This window comes from Desulfobotulus mexicanus, from assembly GCF_006175995.1.
GTDB lineage: Bacteria > Desulfobacterota > Desulfobacteria > Desulfobacterales > ASO4-4 > Desulfobotulus > Desulfobotulus mexicanus.
The window spans coordinates 10,673-33,606 of record NZ_VDMB01000024.1 but is presented as its reverse complement, the minus strand read 5'-3'; the positions used below and the strand labels follow the sequence as shown (position 1 = coordinate 33,606).

General features: G+C 49.6%; 12 protein-coding genes and 1 tRNA gene. 9 read left to right on the top strand and 4 right to left on the bottom strand.

The genetic code is table 11. From position 1 onward, the window contains the following. The first annotated feature begins 338 nt into the window (after positions 1–338). The 5 genes from panP to FIM25_RS14170 all read left to right on the top strand — a co-directional run bounded on the left by panP (position 339) and on the right by FIM25_RS14170 (position 6,806). The gene (panP, locus tag FIM25_RS14190) at positions 339–1,997 is read left to right on the top strand and encodes a pyridoxal-dependent aspartate 1-decarboxylase PanP (RefSeq protein WP_139450519.1); all 1,659 of its coding nucleotides are present in this window, start codon (positions 339–341) and stop codon (positions 1,995–1,997) included. Between the two features lie 156 nt (positions 1,998–2,153). Further along, positions 2,154–3,947 carry a translation elongation factor 4 gene (lepA, locus tag FIM25_RS14185; protein WP_139450518.1) on the top strand — a complete coding sequence of 598 codons (1,794 nt, stop codon included), beginning with the start codon at positions 2,154–2,156 and terminating at the stop codon, positions 3,945–3,947. A 208-nt stretch (positions 3,948–4,155) separates the two neighbouring features. Further along, positions 4,156–4,938: an amino acid ABC transporter substrate-binding protein gene (locus tag FIM25_RS14180; protein WP_139450517.1), complete on the top strand. Its 783-nt coding sequence runs from the start codon at positions 4,156–4,158 to the stop codon at positions 4,936–4,938. 100 nt (positions 4,939–5,038) lie between these two features. After that, the gene (locus tag FIM25_RS14175) at positions 5,039–6,040 is read left to right on the top strand and encodes an amino acid ABC transporter permease (RefSeq protein ID WP_139450516.1); all 1,002 of its coding nucleotides are present in this window, start codon (positions 5,039–5,041) and stop codon (positions 6,038–6,040) included. Then, positions 6,027–6,806: an amino acid ABC transporter ATP-binding protein gene (locus FIM25_RS14170; protein ID WP_139450515.1), complete on the top strand. Its 780-nt coding sequence runs from the start codon at positions 6,027–6,029 to the stop codon at positions 6,804–6,806. The genes FIM25_RS14175 and FIM25_RS14170 overlap by 14 nt, the downstream gene beginning before the upstream one ends. A 120-nt stretch (positions 6,807–6,926) precedes the next feature. Here the strand turns inward: FIM25_RS14170 and FIM25_RS14165 are convergent. Together FIM25_RS14165 and FIM25_RS14160 are read right to left on the bottom strand one after the other, a co-directional pair. Beyond that, positions 6,927–7,002, bottom strand: a tRNA-Phe gene (locus FIM25_RS14165). A 207-nt stretch (positions 7,003–7,209) separates the two neighbouring features. Beyond that, positions 7,210–7,974: an RsmE family RNA methyltransferase gene (locus FIM25_RS14160; RefSeq protein WP_139450514.1), complete on the bottom strand. Its 765-nt coding sequence runs from the start codon at positions 7,972–7,974 to the stop codon at positions 7,210–7,212. Positions 7,975–8,440: 466 nt separating this feature from the next. Between FIM25_RS14160 and FIM25_RS14155 the strand changes: the two genes are divergently transcribed. The 4 genes from FIM25_RS14155 to FIM25_RS14140 all read left to right on the top strand — a co-directional run bounded on the left by FIM25_RS14155 (position 8,441) and on the right by FIM25_RS14140 (position 14,844). Then, positions 8,441–9,895 (top strand): hypothetical protein, encoded by a 1,455-nt coding sequence (locus FIM25_RS14155; protein ID WP_139450513.1) that lies wholly within the window; start codon positions 8,441–8,443, stop codon positions 9,893–9,895. 156 nt (positions 9,896–10,051) lie between these two features. Next, positions 10,052–12,715, top strand: a complete 2,664-nt coding sequence (locus FIM25_RS14150; RefSeq protein WP_139450512.1) for a valine--tRNA ligase — start codon at positions 10,052–10,054, stop codon at positions 12,713–12,715. 271 nt (positions 12,716–12,986) lie between these two features. Next, entirely contained in the window at positions 12,987–13,847 is an 861-nt protein-coding gene (gene nadC, locus FIM25_RS14145; RefSeq protein WP_139450511.1) for a carboxylating nicotinate-nucleotide diphosphorylase, read from the top strand. A gap of 13 nt (positions 13,848–13,860) precedes the next feature. Next, on the top strand, positions 13,861–14,844 hold the full coding sequence (locus tag FIM25_RS14140; protein WP_139450510.1) for a rhomboid family intramembrane serine protease: 984 nt from the start codon (positions 13,861–13,863) through the stop codon (positions 14,842–14,844). Between the two features lie 87 nt (positions 14,845–14,931). Here the strand turns inward: FIM25_RS14140 and FIM25_RS14135 are convergent, their stop codons facing one another. Together FIM25_RS14135 and FIM25_RS14130 are read right to left on the bottom strand one after the other, a co-directional pair. Next, positions 14,932–17,124 carry a transglycosylase domain-containing protein gene (locus FIM25_RS14135; RefSeq protein ID WP_139450509.1) on the bottom strand — a complete coding sequence of 731 codons (2,193 nt, stop codon included), beginning with the start codon at positions 17,122–17,124 and terminating at the stop codon, positions 14,932–14,934. After that, positions 17,121–22,781: an alpha-2-macroglobulin gene (locus tag FIM25_RS14130; protein ID WP_139450508.1), complete on the bottom strand. Its 5,661-nt coding sequence runs from the start codon at positions 22,779–22,781 to the stop codon at positions 17,121–17,123. The genes FIM25_RS14135 and FIM25_RS14130 overlap by 4 nt, the downstream gene beginning before the upstream one ends. Between the last annotated feature and the right edge of the window lie 153 nt (positions 22,782–22,934).

Sequence of the window (22,934 nt, the reverse complement as noted above, 5' to 3'; positions counted from 1 at the left end):
AAACAACCAAAGATACGGTGAAGTGGGGCTGGTGTCAACACTCAGGCACTCCCACGGATCTGTCGGGTTTTCTGAGACTAAAAAAAAAAGAAACGGCCGTTGTTTTTTTTTTTCAAACATGTTTACATGCGCAAACCTTAAAGGACAATTATATATAGATAATAAAAGTTATGAAAAAAAGATTCGTGAAATTTCCATCAGTCTGCTAAGGGGAAGCGGCAGGTAGAAAAAATTGAGGTTCAGATCAGCTTTAAGGGAAAAAAGAATGTACTGCTGGGGAGGCAGTATTTTTTTTAAGGCTCATAAGCCGGAAACCAGAAGACCATGGGGCGGGGACCATGCGACAGGGATTGAGTTTTGAAGCACCTTCTGTAAGGGATGGTGACTGGGAGCAGATGCTCAGGCTTTTTATCCAGCCGGACACTGAGGCTGACCGGGCCAAGCTGGTTGGTTACATGGAGCAGATTCTTTTCGGGTTGCAGGAGTTTCTGCACAACCACGTGGGGGTTACCGAGGAAATAGGGCTTAAAGAGCTGGCTTTGGGCTATATGGACAGCACCATATGCTTTGAGCCGGAAAAAAAACTTCCGGAAGTGATTTCTGATATAATTGATCGTATTGCACCTCAGGCCGTTAATGTCTCATCCCCCTATTTTGTGGGGCATATGACTTCTGCCATTCCTTTTTTCATGGTTCTTTTCAAGGCCATTGTTGCGGCCTTGAATCAGAATGTGGTTAAGGTTGAGACATCCAAGGTTGTATCCATTGTGGAGCGGCAGGTGACAGCAAGGCTGCATCGTCTGGTTTACGGCATGGAACCAGACTTTTATGAAAAATATGTTCAGAGTACGGATGCCACCCTTGGGGTTTTCACGGAAGGGGGCACAGCTGCCAATCTTACTGCTCTGTGGGTTGCCAGAAATAGACTGCTGGGACCCAGAGAAGGTTTTGACGGGGTGGAGGCCGATGGGCTTGCCGAGGCTTACAGGGCCTATGACATTGACCGTTGTGTCATTCTGGTTTCACGGCGGGGCCATTACTCTATGCGCAAGGCCGTGGGGGTTCTGGGGCTTGGGAACCGCAACCTTGTAACCATTGATGTGGATGGTGAAAACCGTATCTGCCTTCCGGCACTGCGCCGGAAAATTGCAGAATACAAGGCAGATCCCAGAACAAGAATTCTTGCCGTGGTGGGGATTGCGGGGGCTACGGAAACCGGAACCGTAGATCCTCTGCGCAAGATGGGAGAACTCTGCCGGGAAGCGGGTATCCATTTCCATGTGGATGCGGCATGGGGCGGGCCTACCCTGATGAGCGACCGTTACAGGCATCTGATGGATGGGATTGAGCTGGCAGACTCCGTTACCATTGACGGCCATAAGCAGTTCTATATGCCCATGACCTGCGGCATGGTTTATTTCCGTGATCCTTTCCATCTGGATGCCATCAGTTACCATGCCAATTACATTATCCGCAGGGGGTCTGTGGATCTGGGAATTAAAACCCTTGCAGGAACCCGTGAAGCCAATTCCCTGATCCTTGATTCAGCCATTAAAGTTATGGGCAGGAAGGGTTATGGCATGCTCATTGATCATGGCATTGATCTGGCCCGTAAGCTTGCCGAAGAAATCCGTAAAAGAGATAATCTGCAGCTGGTAACAGCTCCTGAGCTGAATATTCTTACCTATCGTTTCTGTCCGACACCTTTGAAGGAAGCCCTGCTGCGGTCCTGTGGCGCTGAACGGACAAGGCTCAATGAGAAAATTAATGACATTAATATAAATATTCAAAGGATACAGAGGGAGTCCGGTAAGAGTTTTGTATCGAGAACTGCCATTGATAAGGGTGTTCCCGGTGGTGGTGAAACCGTTGTGCTGCGTGTGGTATTGATGAATCCTTTAACCAGTCTTTCAATTTTAAAGGAAATACTGGATGAGCAGGAAGCTATTTATCGTGAATATTACAGTTCCTTGGATCTTCAGGGGACGGGAGTGTGAATTGACAGCGGCTTATGTATTCGGTACAAGGTTTGCCTGAAGAAAAAAAGCGGATTGTCGGTTTCCGGCTACCCGTTTTTTTATGGGGTAAATATATTTTTACCTGGTTTGCCAGGATGTATGCGACTGTTATTTTAGAAGGTGGTGGGATAATTCATGAAAAACATTAGAAATTTCAGCATAATAGCCCATATTGACCATGGTAAGTCCACCCTTTCCGATCGTCTGATTCAAGCCACAGGGATTATTGCGGACAGGGATTTCCATGATCAGATTCTTGACTCCATGGATATAGAAAAGGAGCGGGGAATCACCATTAAAAGTCAGACGGTCTGCCTTCCCTATAAAGCTGCTGACGGTCAGGTTTATTCACTGAATCTGATTGATACACCGGGCCATGTGGATTTTACCTATGAAGTATCCAGAGCTTTGGCCTCCTGTGAGGGTGCGCTTCTGCTGGTGGATGCCACTCAAGGGGTGGAAGCCCAGACCCTTGCCAATCTTTATCTTGCCATGGGGCACGATCTGACCATTATTCCTGTGATCAATAAGATTGATCTCCCCAGCGCCAATGTGGAATGGGTGAAAGAACAGATTGCCGATGATCTGGGGCTGGACCCCTTTGATGCCGTGCTGACTTCCGCCAAGGAGGGGACGGGTATTCCTGAGCTGCTTGAAGCCATTGTAGCCTATCTGCCGCCTCCGCAGGGAGATCCGGATGCTCCCCTGAAAGCCATGATCTTTGATTCCCATTATGATCCCTACAGGGGAACCGTGGTGCACATGCGTATCGTGGATGGTTCCCTGAAGGCCGGGGATGAAATCCGTTTTATGAGCAACGGTGCTGTGTACAAGGTGGAAGAGGTCGGTTATTTTCAGATTGTCCGCAATCCCCAGAAGGTGTTGAATGCAGGGCAGGTGGGATACATGATCGCTGGAATTAAAACCGTGAGTGATACCCGTTGCGGGGATACGATCACCCATCACAAAAAACCATGCACCAAAGCCTTTGGTGGTTTCCATGAAGCCAAACCCGTTGTTTTTTCCTCTATTTATCCCGTGGCCTCCGATGACTATGAGGAGCTGGCAACTGCCATAGAAAAGCTCAAGCTCAACGATGCTGCCCTCATGTATGAAAAGGACAGTTCGGCTGCCTTAGGTTTTGGTTTTCGCTGTGGTTTTTTAGGCATGCTTCATCTAGAGGTGGTGCAGGAACGCCTTGAAAGGGAGTTTGACCTTTCTCTGATTATAACAGCCCCTTCCGTAAGCTACCATCTTGAACTGATGGACGGTGAAAATATTGTGGTGGACAATCCGGCTCTGTATCCGGACCCTACCCTGATCAAAAGCGTGAAGGAACCTTTTATCAAGGCCAATATCATTGTGCCGGAACGCTATATGGGTTCTGTGATGAAGCTTTGTATGGAACGCAGGGGGATTAACAGGAATTATCAGTATCTGACATCCAGCCGCCTTGAGATGATCTTTGAGCTGCCTCTGGGTGAGGTTGTCTATGATTTTTACGATAAACTGAAAAGTATTACCCAGGGTTACGGTTCCTTTGACTATGATATAATAGAGCACAGGGAAACTGATCTGGTAAAGCTTGATATTCTTGTGAATGCCGAGAAGGTGGATGCGCTGGCTCAGCTGGTTCATAAGGACAAGGCAGAGGCCAGGGGGCGCATGGCCTGTGAACGTTTGAGGGAAGAAATACCCAGGCAGCAGTTCAAGATTCCCATACAGGCGGCCATTGGAGGTAAGATAGTGGCAAGGGAAACCATTTCTGCCTTCCGTAAGGATGTGACGGCTAAATGTTATGGCGGGGATATCAGTCGTAAGCGTAAGTTGCTCGAAAAACAGAAAAAAGGTAAAAAGCGCATGAAGATGGTAGGGCAGGTGGAAATTCCTCAGTCTGCTTTCCTTTCCGTGCTGAAAACCGGGGACTGATCAGTGGGAAGGTCTTGCTCCCCTGGAACTTTTTTTTGACAAGCCCTGTTTGTACAGGGCTGTCGCTTCCCGGCCTTTGAATACCTATAAAAAACTTGCAAAAAAAATTTCATTTCATTAAAGCATTTTTTGTTATGGATTCAAGTTGTTTATTTTCCGGTCAAATGGTCTGACCCTTTTGACCTTCAAAAACAACAAGGAGAGCACAATGAAAAAGTTGGCGGTTGTTTTTTTCTGTGTCATGGCGCTGGTCATAACGGCCCATGCGGATAATTCCTGGAAAAGGGTGCAGGATGCAGGAAAGCTTGTTATAGGGCTGGATGATGCCTTTGCTCCCATGGGATACCGTCTTGAAGATGGTACTCTGGTCGGTTTTGACGTTGATGCTGCAGAACTCCTGGGCCAGCGTATTGGTGTTGCCATTGAGTGGCATCCCACGGCCTGGGATGGTGTGATTCACTCCCTCAACTCCGGAAAATTTGACTGTATCTGGAATGGTATGACCATCACCCCTGCACGGGCTGAGCAGGTGAATTTTACAGAACCCTATATCATGGATGGACAGGTCGTTGTGGTGCGGTTTAATGAAAACCGCTTTACTTCCTATGGGGATCTGGGTGGGATGGTTATTGGTCTGCAGAAGGGGTCCAGCGCCCTGAATGCTGTGGGCGCACTGCCCGAGGCTCCCAAGGAGGTAAGGGAGTATGTGGATAATCCCAAAGCCCTTCTGGACCTTGAAAGCGGTCGTCTGGATGCAGTCATTATAGACAATGTTGTTGGCAGAGATGCCATTTCCAAACGTATAGGAAGATACAAGGTGTTGCCTGGATTTATTACAAAAGAACCCTTTGGTGTGGCATTCCGTAAGGCAGATGTAAGTCTGCGTAACAGGGTGCAGGCAGAGCTGGATGCCATGGTGGCAGATGGCAGCCTTGGAACCATTTCTGAAAAGTGGTTTGGTGAGAATATCGTTGATAAGGCTGCATGGTAGTTTTTGGATAATATGTCTTTGTCTGTTTTTGCGCCCGCACCTTAAAAATGCGGGCGCAGCTGTTTTAAGAAGCCGGGTGAAAGGTTCTGCAAGGAGAAGTATGGTGAGAATAGAAAAATGGATCTTTCTGGTCCTCTGTCTTTTGTCTGCTCCTGGTCTGGTTGTAGCAGATACGGCATCTGTTTTCCGTAAAGCGGATAATGTCATGGCAACGGGTGATCTTCAGGGAGCTGCAGCACTTCTGATTGGCATACCATCGCCTGATCAGGGCGGGGATGTGGCCCCCTTTGTTCGCAGCCGGATGCAGATGGCAAGGATTTTTCATGCCATGGGCGATTATGATGCAGCTATGGCAGCCTGTAGGGAGGTGCTGGACCCTTATCCCCAGAATGTAGAGGCAGCCAACTTTCTTCGCTCCCTGGAAAGGGAAACTCTTCCAGCCTATATTCTTTTTTTTAAAGATGCCTGGATGTTTCTGCCTGCTCTCCTTAAAGGTGCTGTGATGACCCTGACTCTGGTGCTGGTCACCATGGTAGTGTCTCCCATAGGCGGATTACTGATAGCGCTGGGGCGTATCAGTCGTATTCCGCCCCTTTCAGGACTTTGCTGGTTTATTATATGGTTTTTCAGGGGAACTCCGCTACTGCTTCAGCTGTTTTTCATCTATTATGGCCTGCCCAGTCTTGGAATAACCCTCAAGCCTCTGACTGCCGCTCTTCTGGGGCTTGGTATTAATTATTCCGCCTATCTTGCTGAAATTATCCGTGGGGGAATTGAAAGCATTGATGACGGACAGATGGAGGCTGCTAAAGCCATTGGCATGACCTATGGCCAGGCCATGCGGCGGGTAATTGTTCCTCAGACCTATAAAAGACTGATACCTCCCATGGGTAATGAGTTTATTGCTCTGATCAAGGATACGGCTCTTGTATCCACCATTGCCATGGTGGAGCTGATGCGGGCAGCGGATCAGATGTTCAATGCTTATTTTAACATTAATGTACTGATTCTTGCGGCATGTATCTATCTTCTTTTTACAACGGTCTTTACCTTTTGTTTTGAGACCCTTGAAAGGCGGGTGGGAGTTTATGAAAAGCGTTGAAAAAGAAGCTGTTCTGGAGCTTAAGGGAATTGTTAAAAGATATGGAAAGCTTAAGGCCGTGGATGGCGTGGATCTTTCTGTTTTGCCGGGTGAAAAGGTTGTTATCATAGGGCCTTCGGGATCAGGAAAATCCACCCTTCTGCGCAGTGTGAATATGCTGGAGCAGATCGATGAAGGCCATATTCTCTTTGAGGGTCGGGATGTGGGCTATGTCATGCGTAAGGGGAAAAGGGTTCCCGACAGCCACAGAAATATCTGCAGGTTACGCTCTGAGATCGGTATGGTTTTTCAGCATTTTTACCTTTTCCCCCATATGACGGTTCTTGGAAATGTCATGGAAGGACCGGTTACCGTAAAGGGAATGGACAAGGAAGAGGCCAGAAGGCTTGCCTGTATGATGCTTGAAAAGGTTGGTCTTTCGGATAAGAAGGAAGTGTTTCCCGCAACGCTTTCAGGTGGTCAGAAGCAGCGTGTGGCCATTGCCAGGGCTCTGGCAATGCAGCCCAAGATGATGCTCTTTGATGAACCCACATCAGCCCTGGATCCTGAGCTGGTGGGTGAGGTCTTTGACACCATCCGTGCCCTGGCAAAGGATGGGATGACCATGATTATTGTCACCCATCAGATGGGCTTTGCAAGGGAAATTGCTGATCGGGTTATTTTTATGGAGGCTGGTGTTTTTGTGGACAGTGGCAGGCCGGGAGATTTTTTTGGTACCTGCCAGGAGAATGAAAGAATTTCTTCTTTTTTGTCCCGTTGTCTGTAGCTGGTGCACTCCTTGCGGTTGTCTGATTCCAATATGGATATGGGCAGCCGTTTTTTAAATTGTAAAAAGTGCAAATAAAAAAAGCACCGGATCATGAAATCCGGTGCTTATTCTTTTTTATGGTGCCCAAGGGCGGAATCGAACCACCGACACGAGGATTTTCAGTCCTCTGCTCTACCGACTGAGCTACTTGGGCGCTCAAGACGAAGCCGTTGTAAGGAAAATGGGGCAAAGAGTCAAGATGTTTTTATTCCATCGTTAAAAAAAAATGCTTTTTATCCTTCAGGGAACAGTATTTTTGTCTCGTTTTAATGGGTAAGTCTTTAATCTTATGCCCTAAAAAGCTTCTTATGGCTACAGTATGGTTGTGGGCTCTTTTTTATGTATATAACTTCAGCCGGGCTTATTCTTTCCATAGTCCGGGAAAGGGAGGAAGGGAAAGATCTCCATAGAGATATTGAAGAAGGGACGTTCCTGCCAGAACTGCGGTTGGTGCCCTTAGAATGCGGGGACCAAGCCCCAGAGGTTTGTACCCGGCTCTGAAAAAACCCTGAATTTCTTTCGGATCAAATCCTCCCTCAGGACCAAAAACTGCACGGATACGCAGGGGCATAGCCTTTTTTTCTTCAGACCAATGACTGCTGTCCGTGCTTTCCCAGAAAAGAATCCGTTTTTCTTCTGGTGCAGGGTCAAGCATAAGGGGAGAGCTGTCTTTATGAAAAAGGATTTCAGGCATGTGGCTGCCGCAGCATTGCTTGAGGGATTCAGTGGCCAGTTTCTGCCATCTTTCCATCCTTGCTTCAGCCTTGTCTTTTTTAAGAACTGGAACACTGCGTGCGGCACAAAAGATTCTTATGGTTCCTGCTCCCAGTTCCGTGAGGGGGCGGATAAGCTCATCGATTTTTTTTTCCTTGAGAAGGGCGATGGCGATATCCAGATGTACAGGGGGGGCTGGAATGCTGCGCTGGATACCCGTCAATGTGAGCTGGACGCCCTCCGTATCCATTCTGTGAATCAGGGCTTCATATTCATTGCCCTTGCCGTCAAAGAGACACAGAGGGTCTCCCTGTTGCATGCGGAGAACTTTTCGAATATGGTTGGCATCCTGGCCTGTGATACAAACATGTTCCGGTGGGGATGCAGGAAGCTGAAAAGGAATGCGTCGCATGGTGATCCTTGTTTTGGCTTAAGTTTAATTTGGTTGAAGTCCTTCTCAATGCGAAGAAATACAATTTATACTTATATCTCATTGGATACAATGATACTGTCCTGATTGAAAAAAATGTTATTTCTGAACCTCATATAAAAAATAAGTGTTTTTAAAAGAAAAGGACAGCTCCGTTTTCTTGACAGATTTTTTCTGGTATGAAATATTTAGACTTATTATCCGCAGAACTTTCTGCATGAATTGGTAAGATATTGTATGCGGGAGGCTTTATAAAGTATATGCTACAAGCTTTGGAGTTTTGGTAAAAAAGTTTTTCAGGTTCTTTAGAGTTAAGGAATGTACCAGAAAGCAGAAATAAAAAGTTAATGTTTGCTTTACTTTGTCTAATCTTCGGATGTCGCCATCATTTCCTACCTGTTGCGGTGTCCACAACACCAGGCTGTCCAGTCATGTAATCGGAGAATATATGAAAGATACGACTGAACGGAGCATAGCGCCGTCTCGTGATGATGGATTAACGGATGATCTGGATCTTTCAGATCTTGCCATGACCCTTCAGGCAGAAGGAGATGGAAAAGGTTCTGTTTCCGTTCCGGTATTGGAAGTTGCATCTGAGGATAATTCAGGGGAGCCTTTTCGTGTTGTTCCGCATCCTTCTGAAAGCTCAGTGGAAGATGAAGATTTCATTGATCTTGAAGATATCCTGGTTGGTTCTTCTCCAAAATCCGGTGGCAATAAAATCCCGGACCTGCCTGTAAAAAAAGACATTGATCCCCAACCCGAAGAGGATCTTCTTCTGGATCCGGATGACTGGGTAGAGGAGCAGGATCTTGATGCGGCAGATGTTCCTGATTTTTCACAGGTATCTGTTGCTGCGCCGGAAGGTGAGGTTCATGTTCCTTCGGAAACAGAGTTGATGTTTCGGGAAGAGGCTATAGATCTCGGTGATGTGGGTGCTTTTCTTGAAGGAGATGATTTCTCTCTGGAATTGGATGGCAAACCGGTATCCGATGCAGATTCATGGAATGCCAGTGATGCTGATGATGTGCTGGATCTGGCTGTAGCAGGGGATCTTCTTGAAGAAGATCATATTTCTGATTCCGGAGAAAATGGCTTTGCAGATGAAGATGTTCTTGATTTAGAAGCAGCCGGTATTCTTCTGGAAGAGGACGTGCCTGTAGAAGAATCGGACGAAGGAGTTTTTTTCGAGGAAGATGTTCTTGATTTGGAAGCAGCCGGTATTCTTCTGGAAGAGGACGTGCCTGTAGAAGAATCGGACGAAGGAGTTTTTTCCGAGGAAGATGTTCTTGATTTGGAAGCAGCCGGTATTCTTCTGGAAGAGGACGTGCCTGTAGAAGAATCGGACGAAGGAGTTTTTTCCGAGGAAGATGTTCTTGATTTGGAAGCAGCTGGTATTCTTCTGGAAGAGGACGTGCCTGTAGAAGAATCGGACGAGGGAGAGTTTTCGGAAGAACAGGCTTTTTCAGGAGAAGATGAGGCACTCTTCGATCTGGAAGAAAAGGCAGCCATTTCGTCAGACGGAAAGTACTTTTTTGTTTCTGATACCATTGATGAAGGTGGGGCAGACTCAGCATTTTCTTTTGCTGATGAGCCTGAGAAAGACCTGGATTCTGATTTCGATAAAGGTTCGAATCAGGATCTTGCAGCAGAATCCCTGATGCCGGACACAGGCTTTGTGCCTTTGGAAAACAATGATTTTTCAGAGGATATGGAGCAGGGCAGCTCTGTGCAGGCCTTGGAGGACAGGCTGGCGGATGTGGATTTTGAAGCCATACTTGAGAGGGTGGTTCGCAAGGTATTTGCTGAAAAACTGGATATGGCTCTGGTTTCTGTTGTGGAAAGGGCTGTGGAAAAAGAAATCCATGCTCTGAAGGATGCTCTTTACAAAGATCCGTCCTGATTTTCGGGAAGTCAGCGGATCAAAAACTTGCACAAAAAAGGGGATTATTCCATAATCCCTTTTTTTATGGTCCGTATTCCTGTTTTTTTGTGTATACGACCGGATTTTAAAAACCGGTTTTTGTGAAGATATAATAAGAAGCATGAGGGAGTGCACATGAGTGAGGCTCTGTTAGACAAGGGGTATGAACCCCGGGAAGTGGAAGCGCGCTGGTACCGCTACTGGCTGGAAAATCAGCTCTTTGCCGCTGCGGATAAAGATGAGGAAAAAGAAGCTTTTTCCATCGTGATTCCGCCGCCCAATGTCACGGGTAAGCTGCACATGGGCCATGCACTGAACAATACCCTGCAGGATATTCTCTGCCGTTACCACAGGCTTTGCGGAAAAAATGTATTGTGGATGCCGGGAACGGACCATGCGGGTATTGCCACCCAGAATGTGGTGGAAAAGCAGCTGGCCCTTGAAGGGAAATCCCGGGATGATCTGGGCAGGGATGCTTTCATCGACAGAGTCTGGGAATGGCGTCAGGAGTATGGTGGTGCCATCATCAATCAGCTGCAACGCCTTGGCGCTTCCTGTGACTGGAATCGTGAACGCTTCACCATGGATGAGGGACTCTCAAAAGCTGTTCGCAAGGTTTTTGTACGGCTGTACGAAGAGGGCCTGATTTATAAAGGGCAGTATCTGATAAACTGGTGTCCCCGCTGCCATACGGCTCTGGCAGATCTGGAGGTGGAGCATGAAGAGAAAGATTCTTTTCTCTATCACATTGCCTATCCCCTGGCGGATGATTCCGCTTCCCTTGTGGTGGCCACCACCCGCCCGGAAACCCTTTTCGGGGATACGGCGGTAGCTCTCCATCCCGAAGATGATCGCTATGCAGACCTTTCCTGCGCTTTTGTTAAACTTCCCCTGACGGAGAGGGAGATCCCTGTCATCCGGGATAGCTATGTGGACAGGGATTTCGGTACGGGTTGTCTGAAGGTAACACCAGCCCATGATCCCAATGACTTTGAACTGGGCATCAGGCATGGCCTGGAGCAGATTAAGGCCATTGATGATGATGGCCGGATGAATGCCCATGCCGGGGCCTTTGCAGGGCTGGATCGTTTTGAGGCACGGAATGCTGCTGTGGCTGAGCTGGAAAAGCAGGGGTTGCTGATTAAAAAAGAAGAGCTGACCCACAGTGTGGGGCATTGCTATCGCTGTAAGACCGTGGTGGAACCCAACCTTTCCCTGCAGTGGTTTGTGAAGGTGGCCCCTTTGGCGGAAAAAGCCCTAAAGGCGGTGGAAGAGGGGCATACCCGCATTTATCCCGAAAACTGGACCAAAACCTATTACGAATGGATGCACAATATCCGGGACTGGTGTATTTCACGTCAGATCTGGTGGGGTCACCGTATTCCGGCATGGACCTGTAAAGACTGCGGTTCTCTCATGGTTCTTGAGGCGGACCCCGAGCTTTGTACGGACTGTGGTTCCAGCTCCCTGATCCAGGAAAGTGATGTGCTGGATACATGGTTCAGTTCTGCCCTCTGGCCCTTTTCCACCATGGGATGGCCCGAAAATACGGATCTTCTGAAAACCTTTTATCCGACCTCTGTGTTGGTGACAGGATTTGATATCCTCTTTTTCTGGGTGGCCCGTATGATGATGATGGGTACCCATTTCATGGATGAGGTGCCCTTTAAGGAAGTTTATATCCATGCACTGGTCCGGGATGCCGAGGGCAAGAAAATGAGCAAATCCCTTGGCAATGTTATTGATCCCCTGGAAGTGATTGATCAGTACGGCACCGATGCCTTCCGTTTTACCCTGACGAGTTTTGCCGCCATGGGCAGGGATATCAAGCTTGCCGAAGAAAGGGTGGAAGGTTACCGCCATTTTATCAATAAGCTCTGGAATGCGGCCCGATTTTCCCTCATGCATCTGGACCGGGCCTATGAAAGTTTTGATGAAAAAGCCCTGTCCCTGCCGGATCAGTGGATTCTCTCCCGCCTGAATACGGTGGCAGCCCAGGTGCAGCAGGCTCTGGAAACTTACCGTTTCAACGATGCTGCTTCCATTCTCTATCGTTTTGTGTGGAATGAATTCTGTGACTGGTACCTTGAGGCCATAAAACCCGTTCTTTTCGGTAAGTCCGGAGAAGCGGCCATGGAAGCCACCAAGGGCGTGCTCTACCGGGTGATCAGTGATACTCTGATTCTTCTTCACCCCATCATTCCCTTTGTTACGGAGGAAATCTGGTCAAAGCTCCCCGGAGAGAGAGGTTCCATCATGAAGGCTGTTTATCCCACAACAAACTGGGATCAGCAGCGTCTGGCCTATTCTCCTGAAGCGGAAGTGGCCATGGAGTTTCTCATGGAGCTTGTGACGGGGGTCCGTAATATAAGAGGCGAGATGAATCTTCCTCCGGCCCAGGCTCTGGATGCGGTTTTCCATACGGATAATCCCTTCCAGAAAGAAATGATTAACAACCATGGAGACCTGATGAAGCTTCTGGCACGCCTCAGCACCCTTGAAGCAGCCAGTGTGGGGGAACGTCCCAGAGTCTCTGCCACCAGTATTGTTTCCGGTTCCCCCCTCTATGTTCTCCTGGAAGGTATTCTTGATTTTTCCAAAGAAGTGGAACGTCTGGACAAAAGCATTGCCAAGGTGGACAAGGAGCTGAATGGCATATCTGCCAAGCTTGATAATCCAGGTTTTGTTGACAAGGCGCCTGAGGTGGTTGTGAAAAAGGTGAAAGAGCAGCATGGGGAGCTTTCGGAAAAACGTATACAGCTTGTTGCCAACCGGGATCGTATGGCTGCCATGGTGTAGAACTTTAGTAATTATTCAGCACATTTTATTTTGAAAAATTGTTCATTTAATTTCAAAGCATTGGTTCCGGTAAAAGACAATCGTGCTGTTTGTGAGTGACATTGCAATCGTTTCGGATCAGAGTTTTGCAGGGCAAGAAGCTCTAAGAATAAGATTGCGTCATGAACAAATGGCTCGGTTGTCTATGCACCTGATTGAAGGTATTCGATTTGTCAAAGGAAAATTGTGCTGAGCAGTTACGAACTTTATCCCATGAAGGGGAAAAATCCTTATGTTTGCTGTGGAACGCCTCATTGATCTGGCTCTGGAAGAGGATATAGGTACGGGAGATATTACCACCGAGGCCATTGTTCCCGAAGATGCCATGGGCGAAGGTATTGTTATCACCCGGGAAGAGGGCATAGTTCCGGCTGGTTTTTCCGTGGCCCGTCGGGTTTTTGAAAAGCTTGATAAAGATGTGGTTTTTTCTCCTCTGGTGAAGGAGGGAGAGGCTCTTGCCCTTAATACCCGCATCCTGCACCTTCAGGGGCGCATGCGTGCCTTGCTTACAGGCGAGCGGACGGCCCTGAATTTTATGCAGCGTCTTTGTGGAATTGCCACCCATGTTCGGGCCTTTGGTCGGGGTATGGAAGGCAGTGACATTACCCTTGTGGACACAAGGAAGACCACACCGGGCTGGCGGGTTCTGGAAAAATATGCCGTACGTGTGGGAGGGGCTGCCAATCACCGTATGGGACTTTATGATGGCGTTCTCATTAAAGATAATCACATCGCCGCAGCCGGAGGTGTGGCCTCGGCCGTGGAAGCCGTGCGCAGGCGGGTTTCCCATCTGGTGAAAATTGAGGTGGAGGCGGAAACCCTTGAGGAAGCGGATCAGGCTGCGGATGCTGGTGCGGATGTCATTCTTCTGGATAATATGGATGCCGATATGATCAGAGAAGCTGTCCGACGTATTGGCGGACGCAGTCTTGTGGAGGTTTCCGGTATGGTGACACAGGAAAAAATAAAGGTTTTGAGTCTTGCGGGTGTTCATATCATTTCAGCAGGTGCTCTGACCCATCAGGCAAGGGCCGTGGATCTGAGCATGCGAATTGCCCCCCCGGGAAAGCTTCGTCCGGAATGGGCCACCTGATCAGGGAGATGAAATGATTCCCATCCGAGACACCCAGCCATCCCGTAACCGGCCGGTGGTGACTCTTCTGCTTATCCTTATCAATGCCCTGGTGTTTTTTATACAACTGGGGCAGGGGCCGGAGATGGCCCGTTTTCTGTGGGAGTGGGGGCTGGTTCCCGCCCGTTACACGGACCCAGCCCTTTCTGCCTATACGGGTTTGTTTCAGAAGGTTTTCACTTTTTTTTCCTTTATGTTTCTCCATGGCGGCTGGCTCCATATTATTTTCAATATGTGGACCCTCTGGATTTTTGGGGATAACGTTGAAGACCGCCTTGGCCCCCTTCGTTACCTCGGGTTTTATCTTGTTTGCGGACTGGTATCGGGACTGGCCCATTCCATGGTTTATCCCAGTTCAACCATTCCCGTTGTGGGAGCCAGTGGTGCCATTGCCGGTGTCATGGGTGCTTACTTTCTTCTGTATCCGGCATCCCGTATCCTGACCCTCATCCCTATTTTTATTTTCCCACTTTTCATTGAAATACCGGCTTTCATCTATATGGGTATCTGGTTTATGTTTCAGGTACTTAATGCCATGGGTGGAGGAGGAGGGGTGGCCTGGTGGGCTCATATTGGTGGCTTTGTCATGGGTGCTCTTCTGCTGCGTTTTCTCGTGCGGCTTCCGGAAGGTCATTTTGCGGCAAAGGTACGCAAGGCTATGCGTAGAAGGAAAACTCCGGGACTCCAGACTATCCGTGTGATAGCCCCTCAGGATGCTCCCCATTTTTACGGTACCCTGATACTTTCTCCACCGGAAGCCCTTGCAGGATGCACCAAGCGGGTGAACATCCCATGGGGTTTTTATTCCCGCCTTTATAAGATTACCGTCCCGCCCCAGAGCCGTGAAGGGCAAAAGCTGAGGTTGAAGGGGTTGGGAAGGCGGATGGATGATGGTTCAATCGGAGATCTTTTCCTGAAAATCCGCATACGACAGCTGGATGAAAAAATTGATTTCTAATCAGGTAATTTCCTGAAACAGAAATACCTTTTGCCATCATCTTTCTTTTGGAGAAGCTTGGGGCGAGAGACCAGTTTCCGGGTACATTCAATCCAGGAAGTCGCCTTGCAGCTTTGCCCGAATACCTCCCATAACCTGTATCTCTGTTTTTTTCTGAACAGTTTTTCTGCCATCCAGAAGAATATCTACATGTATTTGATGCTGACCCGGATAGAGCTGCCATTCGATGTCAGATGTCTTGCTTTCCTTAAAAAACTGACCATTCACATACCAGCGGTAAAGGGCTCCTTCTTCTGCCCCTTCCACGCTGAATACAAGACGCTGATGTTCAAGGGGAACTCTTGGGTCCATGGCGAGTGTCAGTCCATCCGAAGGACGGAGGAGGCGAATTTCTTCTGTCCGGGCAAGATCTGCAGGCAGGTTGTTTTCCATGGGTGGCAGCCATTCACTGCGGAAGGCTGTGCATTCCGCCCCTTTTTTTTGTATGCAGATGTCTTTTTTTACAAGTTCTTCGGGCGGAGTCAGCCCCCTGGTTGGCTGATTGCGGTTCAGTTCGTTAAAGATGGCCCGGAGCAAAGGCAGAGGGCCGGAAGCGCCTGCAAGTCCCTGCATGGGGCTGCGGTCAAGGTTGCCCATCCAGATGCCTGCGGTATGTTTATGGTCAAAACCAAAGGCCCATGCATCCCTGTGATCGGAGCTGGTGCCTGTTTTAATGGCGGTCTGTACGGGAAAATTCATCAGGGGGCCGAATTCGTATTTTCTGGCTTCAGGGTCGGAAAGAATATCTGCGATGAGCCGGGCCGTATCCTTATGGAAAATTTTTTTTGCGGGTAAAAGAGGCCGGGACTCATCCGCAAGGAAGCGAAGGGGAACTTTCTGACCATCCCGGGCGAAAACGGCATAGGCCTCTGTCAGCTCCAGCAGGGAGACTTCTCCGTTGCCCAGCACAAGGCCGTCTCCATAATAGTCCGCATTTCGGGTGAGGCTTTGCAGGCCACAGTCCCTTAGGGTAGCAAGGAAGGGGGCTGTTCCCACATGGCGCACGGTGCGGATAGCCGCAAGGTTAAGGGAATTTGCCAGAGCATCCCGCAGGGGCAGGGTGCCATACGTGTTGCGGGAGTAGTTCCTGTAATCGTGAAGACCTGTACCAACTGGGGTACTGATGGGGGTATCCTCAATGGGGGTGGCTGCTGTCCATCCCTTTTCCAGAGCCATGGCATAGGCAAAGGGTTTGAGGGCTGAGCCTGGCTGCCTTGGTGCAAGGACCGCGTTGATTTTTCCTCCGGGTCTTTCATCTTTGTTACCCGCCACGGCCCATGCCCGTATTTCTCCTGTCTGGTGGCTGATGACGATGACGGCTCCGTTATTGACTTTCCGGCTGCTCATCTGCTCTATCCGCCTGTCCAGAAGCTTCTGTACCCTGTCTTGAAGAGAAGCGTCCAGAGTGGTGCGGATATGGGTACTCTCTGTGGTGCTATGGTGCAGTCTTTCCCTTACAAAACTGACAAAAAAGGGTGCATGCACGGGTATGGATGCTCTCTTCAGTTCAGGAATTTTCAGGGCATTTTCAAGGGAATTTTTTTCCAGTAATCCGGCTTCTGTCATGCGGAGGGCAAGGTCAGCGGTGCGTTTTTTTAGCCTTTCCGGGTAAAGTTCAGGATGCAGAGCCTGGGGTGCTCTGGGAAGGACTGCCAGGGTAATGATTTCTGCATTGCTCAGGGTGGAAAGATCCCTGTCAAAAAGGTAATTTGCGGCCTGCATTACGCCTCTGCACCGGTCCGGGTAGGGTACCTGATTCAGGTAGAAGGAAAGAATATCCGCCTTGGAAAAGCGGTGTTCCAGAAGGTGGGCTTCTATGCTTTCCAGAATGCGGGAGCTCAGGGTGCGGGGTCTGGGGTGCAGAATACGGATTACCTGTTCCGTAATGCTGCTTGCCCCACGGATGTTCCGGCCTGCCCTCATGTTCTGGAAAAGCGCATGGAAAACAGCTTTCCAGTCTGTTCCCCTGTGCTGAAAAAAACGCTGGTCTTCGGCCAGAAGAATTGCCTGGCGGAGAAGCAGGGGAATGGTATCCAGATTAGCAATATCTGTGGTGTTGAGCTCATCATCCCTGGAAAGGGTGAGGGGTTTGCCATGGTAATCCAAAAGGCGGATACGCTCACTCCTGCTGCCGGGTTTCAGTTCCGGCGGCAGGGGACGCAGTTCCGATATAATCCATATCCCTGAAAATATAAGAATCAGAATGACAGAAGCCACTCCGGTGAATAGACGCCTTTTCATTGTTCCATGGCAGGATCATCGGTCCGGGGACCGATAATCAGCAAATGCTTTTTGTCTCTGCCCCATATTTCAGGTCTGTACAGGGCTTCTGCATGGGCTGCAGGCATAAGGAAGCTGCCTTCGGCAATGGCCTGGGCTGTAAAATACAGACGCCAGGTGCCAGCAGGCAGATCTTCTGCAAAGAAGCGGACCTGCTGATGCTGAAGCTCCTGATGATAAAAGGGCCATGGGTTGCCTGATTTTACGGAATCGGGCAGGGCTGGTGCTTTCATCTCTTCTCCGGAGCTTGCCAGATGGGGATTTACTGCCTCAAGGCCTGCGGGAAGGGGAACTTCAGCTATGATAAAGTTTAAATTCTGGGTGTTGCTGATATCGCATACCATATGAACACGCTCTCCCCTGAACATGGAAACAGCACTGTCCTTTTGTATTTCTTCACCCTTTTCATTTAAGATCCGCAGCCGGACGTGCAGGCCGTTGTCGGCAGGTAGTTTTGGTTCTTCTGAGGCAAAGGCAAGGGCTGCGGTATAGTAAAGTGAACCGGAACCACTTTTTTCTATTTGAATAATCTGGTCTCTGCCCGGATCATTTTTTACTATGGGCCGCGTAATGCGGACGGCCGTGTCCCGGATATCCCGGAAGCGGATTTTTCCTTCAAGCCCTTCTTCGTCCCGGACCTTAGCTTCAAGGTCTACCCTCTCGATTTCATAGCTTAGGGCGTATTCCGTTGCAGCCATAGCTGCAAAAAGGTTTTCCTGGGTACCCTGCCAGCGGGCAGCTTTACCCTGCTGTGCCATGAGTTCTCTCATAAGCAGGGTGGGGTAGCTGAGTAGTTCTTTGGGCGCATCGGGTAATTCTCCAAGGCGGATTATGGCCATGAGTACTGCAGCCTGGGTACGGGAGTGGGAACCCATGAGCCATGGATGGGATATGCTTTCCTCATCCTGGGCGGAAAGGCCTCCGGCTGTTTTATGGGTTCGTGCCAGCAGGACATCCACCACAGGGGAGAGTTCACCATAGCTTAATCCCTTTTTGGCCGCGGCTTCCAGAAAAAGGGCTGTTGCAAAAAGCCCGTCACGTTCTGGGTGGGGTCGGAGGCGTTCAAAAAGGTCTGCATCCGCCTGTTCAGAACGTGCCAGCAGGCTCATCATGCGGGAACTGCGGTCCAGAACAGAGTCTCCTGTGATATTCCTTCGCATAAGGGTGTCAAGGTAGGCGTCCAGTTTTCGGGTGACATCAGGGGCAGGGTAAAAGCCAAAATCTGCGAGTTTTTTGAAGATAAGGGCTGTAAATGCTGAGAGCATTGGGTTCTCTCCCCCGCCGGATGTGGGGAAATAAGCCATGGAGCCATTTTCCCTTTGGAAAAGGGCGGCTTTTGCCAGAATTTCAGGAATGACTTTTTCTGCATTCTGCCATTGTACCTCATCGGGCAGATAATCCATCATGGAAAGGTAGAGAGCTGCAGCCATGGCCTTTGACAACTGCTGTTCCCAGCAGTCATAGGGATAGTCTCTCAGGAAAAGAAGGGGGGCTTCCACCGAGGAAATAAGGCTGGGGGAAAGCCTTATGCCCAAGGCACCCACATCCAGCCTTGCTTTTTCCGGAATCTTTAAATGGATCTGCGTTACTTTGTCTTTGGTAATACCGGAAGTTGCCTGGGTTTCAAGTAAAATACTTTCTATGACCTCAAGGCTGTGGCCTATGGCATCACCGTCAAGGGCATCCTTTGCGATGACTTCCATGCGTAAGTTGCCAGTATTACGGACTTCTGCGGGCAGAAGAAAAAGCTGGCGCTGCCAGGGCTCAAAGTTTTTTTCAAATTCACGGTTTGCAAGTATTCTTCCTTCTTTGTGCAGCTCTGCCCGGATGCTTATATCTCTGGTTTTATCCGTACGGTTTAAAATGGAAAAACCAGCCACAAGTTTGTCTCCCGTGCGGAGGAAATTGGGCATGACAGGGCGGATTTCCGTAGGCCGGTTAACCCGGAAGACACCATGGCCTGTGCCCATGCGATCCTTTGGCGTGACAGCGAGAACCAGAACTTCCCAGCTGGTCAGATTATCGGGAGCACTGAAGGAGATTCTGGCACGGCCGCTGGAATCGGGCAGGATTTCCGGTTGCCAGAAAGCTACGCCCCGGAAATCTTCCCTCAGGCGGATACCGCCGCCGTCTCCTGCCGGTGTGGCCCCTTTGGCTTCCAGGCGCTGCATTCCGATAAGGCGGGAGAGCAGGGTGTAGGTTTCAAGATCCATGGAGGAAACAGGTGCGTACAGGCCGGTATGGGGGTCAAAGTTTTTCCTTCCACCGGGTAGAAGATCAAAAATGGCACTGTCCAGAACGGCAAGGGTCAGCTCCGTATTGTCGGCCAGATTCTCTGGAATTTCAATCTCTACATGCACGGTTTCACCGGGCTTGTAGCTTTCCCTGTCCATGTTTACGCTAACGGGAATTTTCTGCTCTTCCGGCCTCACGCTCAGATACAGATAGCCGCTTCGAAAGGACGGTTTTCCCAGATCAGGTCCCTTCTCCGGAGGAAGAGATCCTTCTACTCTGGGCGAGAGAATGGATACGGATACATAGCACCCTGGAAGCATGGCAGGTCCCATGGGAATTTCTATTACCTCTGCGGCATTTTCAAGGGTGCGGACTTCGTGACGGAGTACACCGTAACGCTCCACACTGATCAAAGCCTTTGCGCCGGGGAAGGGGTTTTTTATAAGAATGCGGGCCGTGTCCCCCACCTGAAGTTCTGTTTTTTCAGGAACCAGCTCCACCCGCAGATCTTCGGGGCTTTCCCAGATTACAGTTCCTGGACCGGAAACCCATACGGGAATACTGGTTTTATGGGTACGACCCAGGCTGTCTTCGATTTCCACACGAACCCGCCAGCGGCCCGGCGTATCCGGGGTGAATACCGCATCCTTCGGCTTTTCGCCTGAAACAAGGCTGCCTGTGGCAACTTCCTTCCATTCTATGCTGTGTCTGGGTGTGTAGGCATCTCCTGCCGACCTTGCCCGTACCACGGAAACATCCTGACGTTCGGCAATAAAACGGATGGGAATATCGGGTATGATTTTTCCCTTTGGATTCACAACCACAACACGGAATTCAGCACTTTTTCCGGATTTCTGCATCCAGTCCAGTGCTTTGATCCCCACCAGCATATCCCTTCCTTCAAAGGGAATGGATGTGCTGGCAGATACGGTTTTTCCCCTTTCGTCGCTGACACCTGCTTCCAGGGTAAGTGTACCAAAGGCCAGATCTGTTTCAGGGATTTTTATCTGGGCCTTTGACCTGCCCTTGTCATCCAGCCTGCGGCTGAGGTCTGCAAGGGTTTTAACCGGTAGATTCTCCCTGCCGTTATTGCTGTCAAAATAGAAGTCCTTCAATGCGGGACTGTCCGGTGTAAAGGGCCGGGAACGGATATGGCTGCGTATGCGTACCGGTGCTTCTGTATAGGCTCCACCTGCATGGAGACTGGCTGTGGCTTTAAATGTGACTTTGTCTCCGGGTTTTGCCTGCAGTGCGGCAATATCTGCCTGCACACGGAAAGGAGCTGTGGAAAAGTCCGTTACCATAACGGAAAGGGGACGAAGAATTTTATCCGTGTCTTTATGGGAGAGCTCAAAGCTGTACCTTCCCACTCTGCCGTTTTCAGGGATGGACAGGGAGCCGTGGAAGGTTCCAAAGGCGGAAAGCGGGAAATCATCTTTTCTGAAAATTTCCTGATTGCCGGGATCCAGCACCTTCAATGTCCATCCTGATAAAGGCGGTGGTATCAGTCCGTGCAGATCCTGATTCCGGACATAAATTTTATAGTCCATGGTTTCGCCGGTGCGATAAATTCCCTGGGCCGTCAGGCCCCAGCTTTTAATATGGCCAAGGGGAGCCCTTGCACTGGAAAATATGGGAGTATCGGATATCTGCCATGGATTCAGGGAAAAACGCCAGTCCAAGGGGAAAAGCACCAGATCCTTTTCACTGGAGGCCTCAAGGAACCAGAGGGGTTTGTCTTCCCGGTATTCGCCCCTGCCTGCTGTTTTCTGTTCCGGATCCAGCTCCGCTGTTCCCGGCAGAAGGGCGATGCCTTCAGCATTGGTGCGGGTTGTGGCAATTTCCTCATCACTGATTTCAAGATTTTTTTCATGCCCTTCCAGCAGGCGTATGGTGATACCGGAGACGGGCTGGCCGGTACGGAGATCTGTCACCCATATCAGACTGTTGAAGTGTCCTATTTTTACCACCACCTGCCAGGGAGATACTATGGTCAGAAAACGGGAAGCCCCTTCCCAGGTACTTACTTCAGGGTCTGTCTGTACTTCTGCGCTGAGTATACCGCTTTCCGTCAGGATGTTCCGGATACCTGCAGCCAGGGTGGCGGAGGTGTTTTCGGGAATGCCGGTCTGCATATAGCCTGTATCTACGGGGTAGAATCCCCCTTTGTCCATGGCAGAGCCCTGAATTCTGTAATTCTTAATATTGGTAAAAGAAATGGGGAGTTCCGAATCCATCCCCTTTTCAAGAACCGCAGTGCTGGTGGGGAGATAAAAAGAAGGTTTCAGCCTGTCCGTATGGAAGCGGGCAATGCGTGTCTCACCCATTTTCCGCTTGAATGCATCCGTCATGACTCCACTCACATGGATAGTGTAATCCTGCAGGGGCAGCGGAGTTGCAGGCAGGGATATGCCGTAGGTGCTGTCTTCGGTATGCAGGCTGCGGGTAGGGTCATAGTCATAATAGTCTTCCCATGGTTTGTTTATACCCGGAAGGGGAGGTGTGAAGGTGATGTTTTGCGTTGCCTGGGATATCCGTACCGGTGTACTGAAAAGAAGCTCCGCATATCCTTGGGGGTCTGCGGGCTGGGGCGGTCCGTCTTTTGTGATCTGATCTTCACTGGAAGCAGGGATGAAAATATTTTCTCCATTGAGGGTGGCATATCGGAGGCCGAGGAATTCAGGGGCAGGAAAGGTAACAAAATTGCGCAGGTTTCTGATTTCCTTACCGGGCATGTCGCCTTCCGGTGTCCGCAGTCCTTTTTTTACCATGAGTTCTGTTTTCTCGTTGGCAGGAAGGGGCCGGGCAGGCTGGATAATCCAGGAAGTGGCGATGGCTGCATTCGGAAGATCACCAGCTGCGGATACCTTTACCGGGTGAAATCCGCCGCCTGTATGGAAGACCACGGCTTTTTCCACGGAAGAGCGGGTAAGGGGCATGTTGGCCTGAAGTTCAAATACGGGGGTGAGCTCATCAAGCCACTTATGGAAAAATCCGTGGCGGATCTCAGGTCTTGTGGTGATAAAGGTTTTTTCTTTTACAGGTTTTACAGCTGTGCCATCCAGAGCCACCAACCCTGCATTTACATCCACACGGTAACGGGTTGCCGGTTTAAGTTTTTCTTCGGGATCGGGTCTGAAGCTTAAGGTTTGGGGATCTGTCCAGCGCCATTGGCCTTTAACTTCTGGAGATATACGGACAGGTACATTTGCTGCTTCAGCCTGCCCGAGAGGGATCATGGGTCTGTCGAATTCCAGACGGATGCGCTGATCCGAAGGAACATCCTCTCCCTGGGGCACAATGCGTATCAGGGGGCTGGCCAGGGCAAGGGAGGAAAAAAGATAGAAGAAACAGAAAAAAAAGGCTGGAATTCGGGTATGCATGGCGCAGATCCTTCATTCTTTTGCTGGCAGATATAAAAAGATATTGGCCCGGACAGCGGAAAAGGGCCTGGCGGGATTGAGAGCAGGAAAAAAGAAATTTTATTCTTCATATCCCATGTTTTTTTCCATGGCAAGACCCTATAATGTATTTGT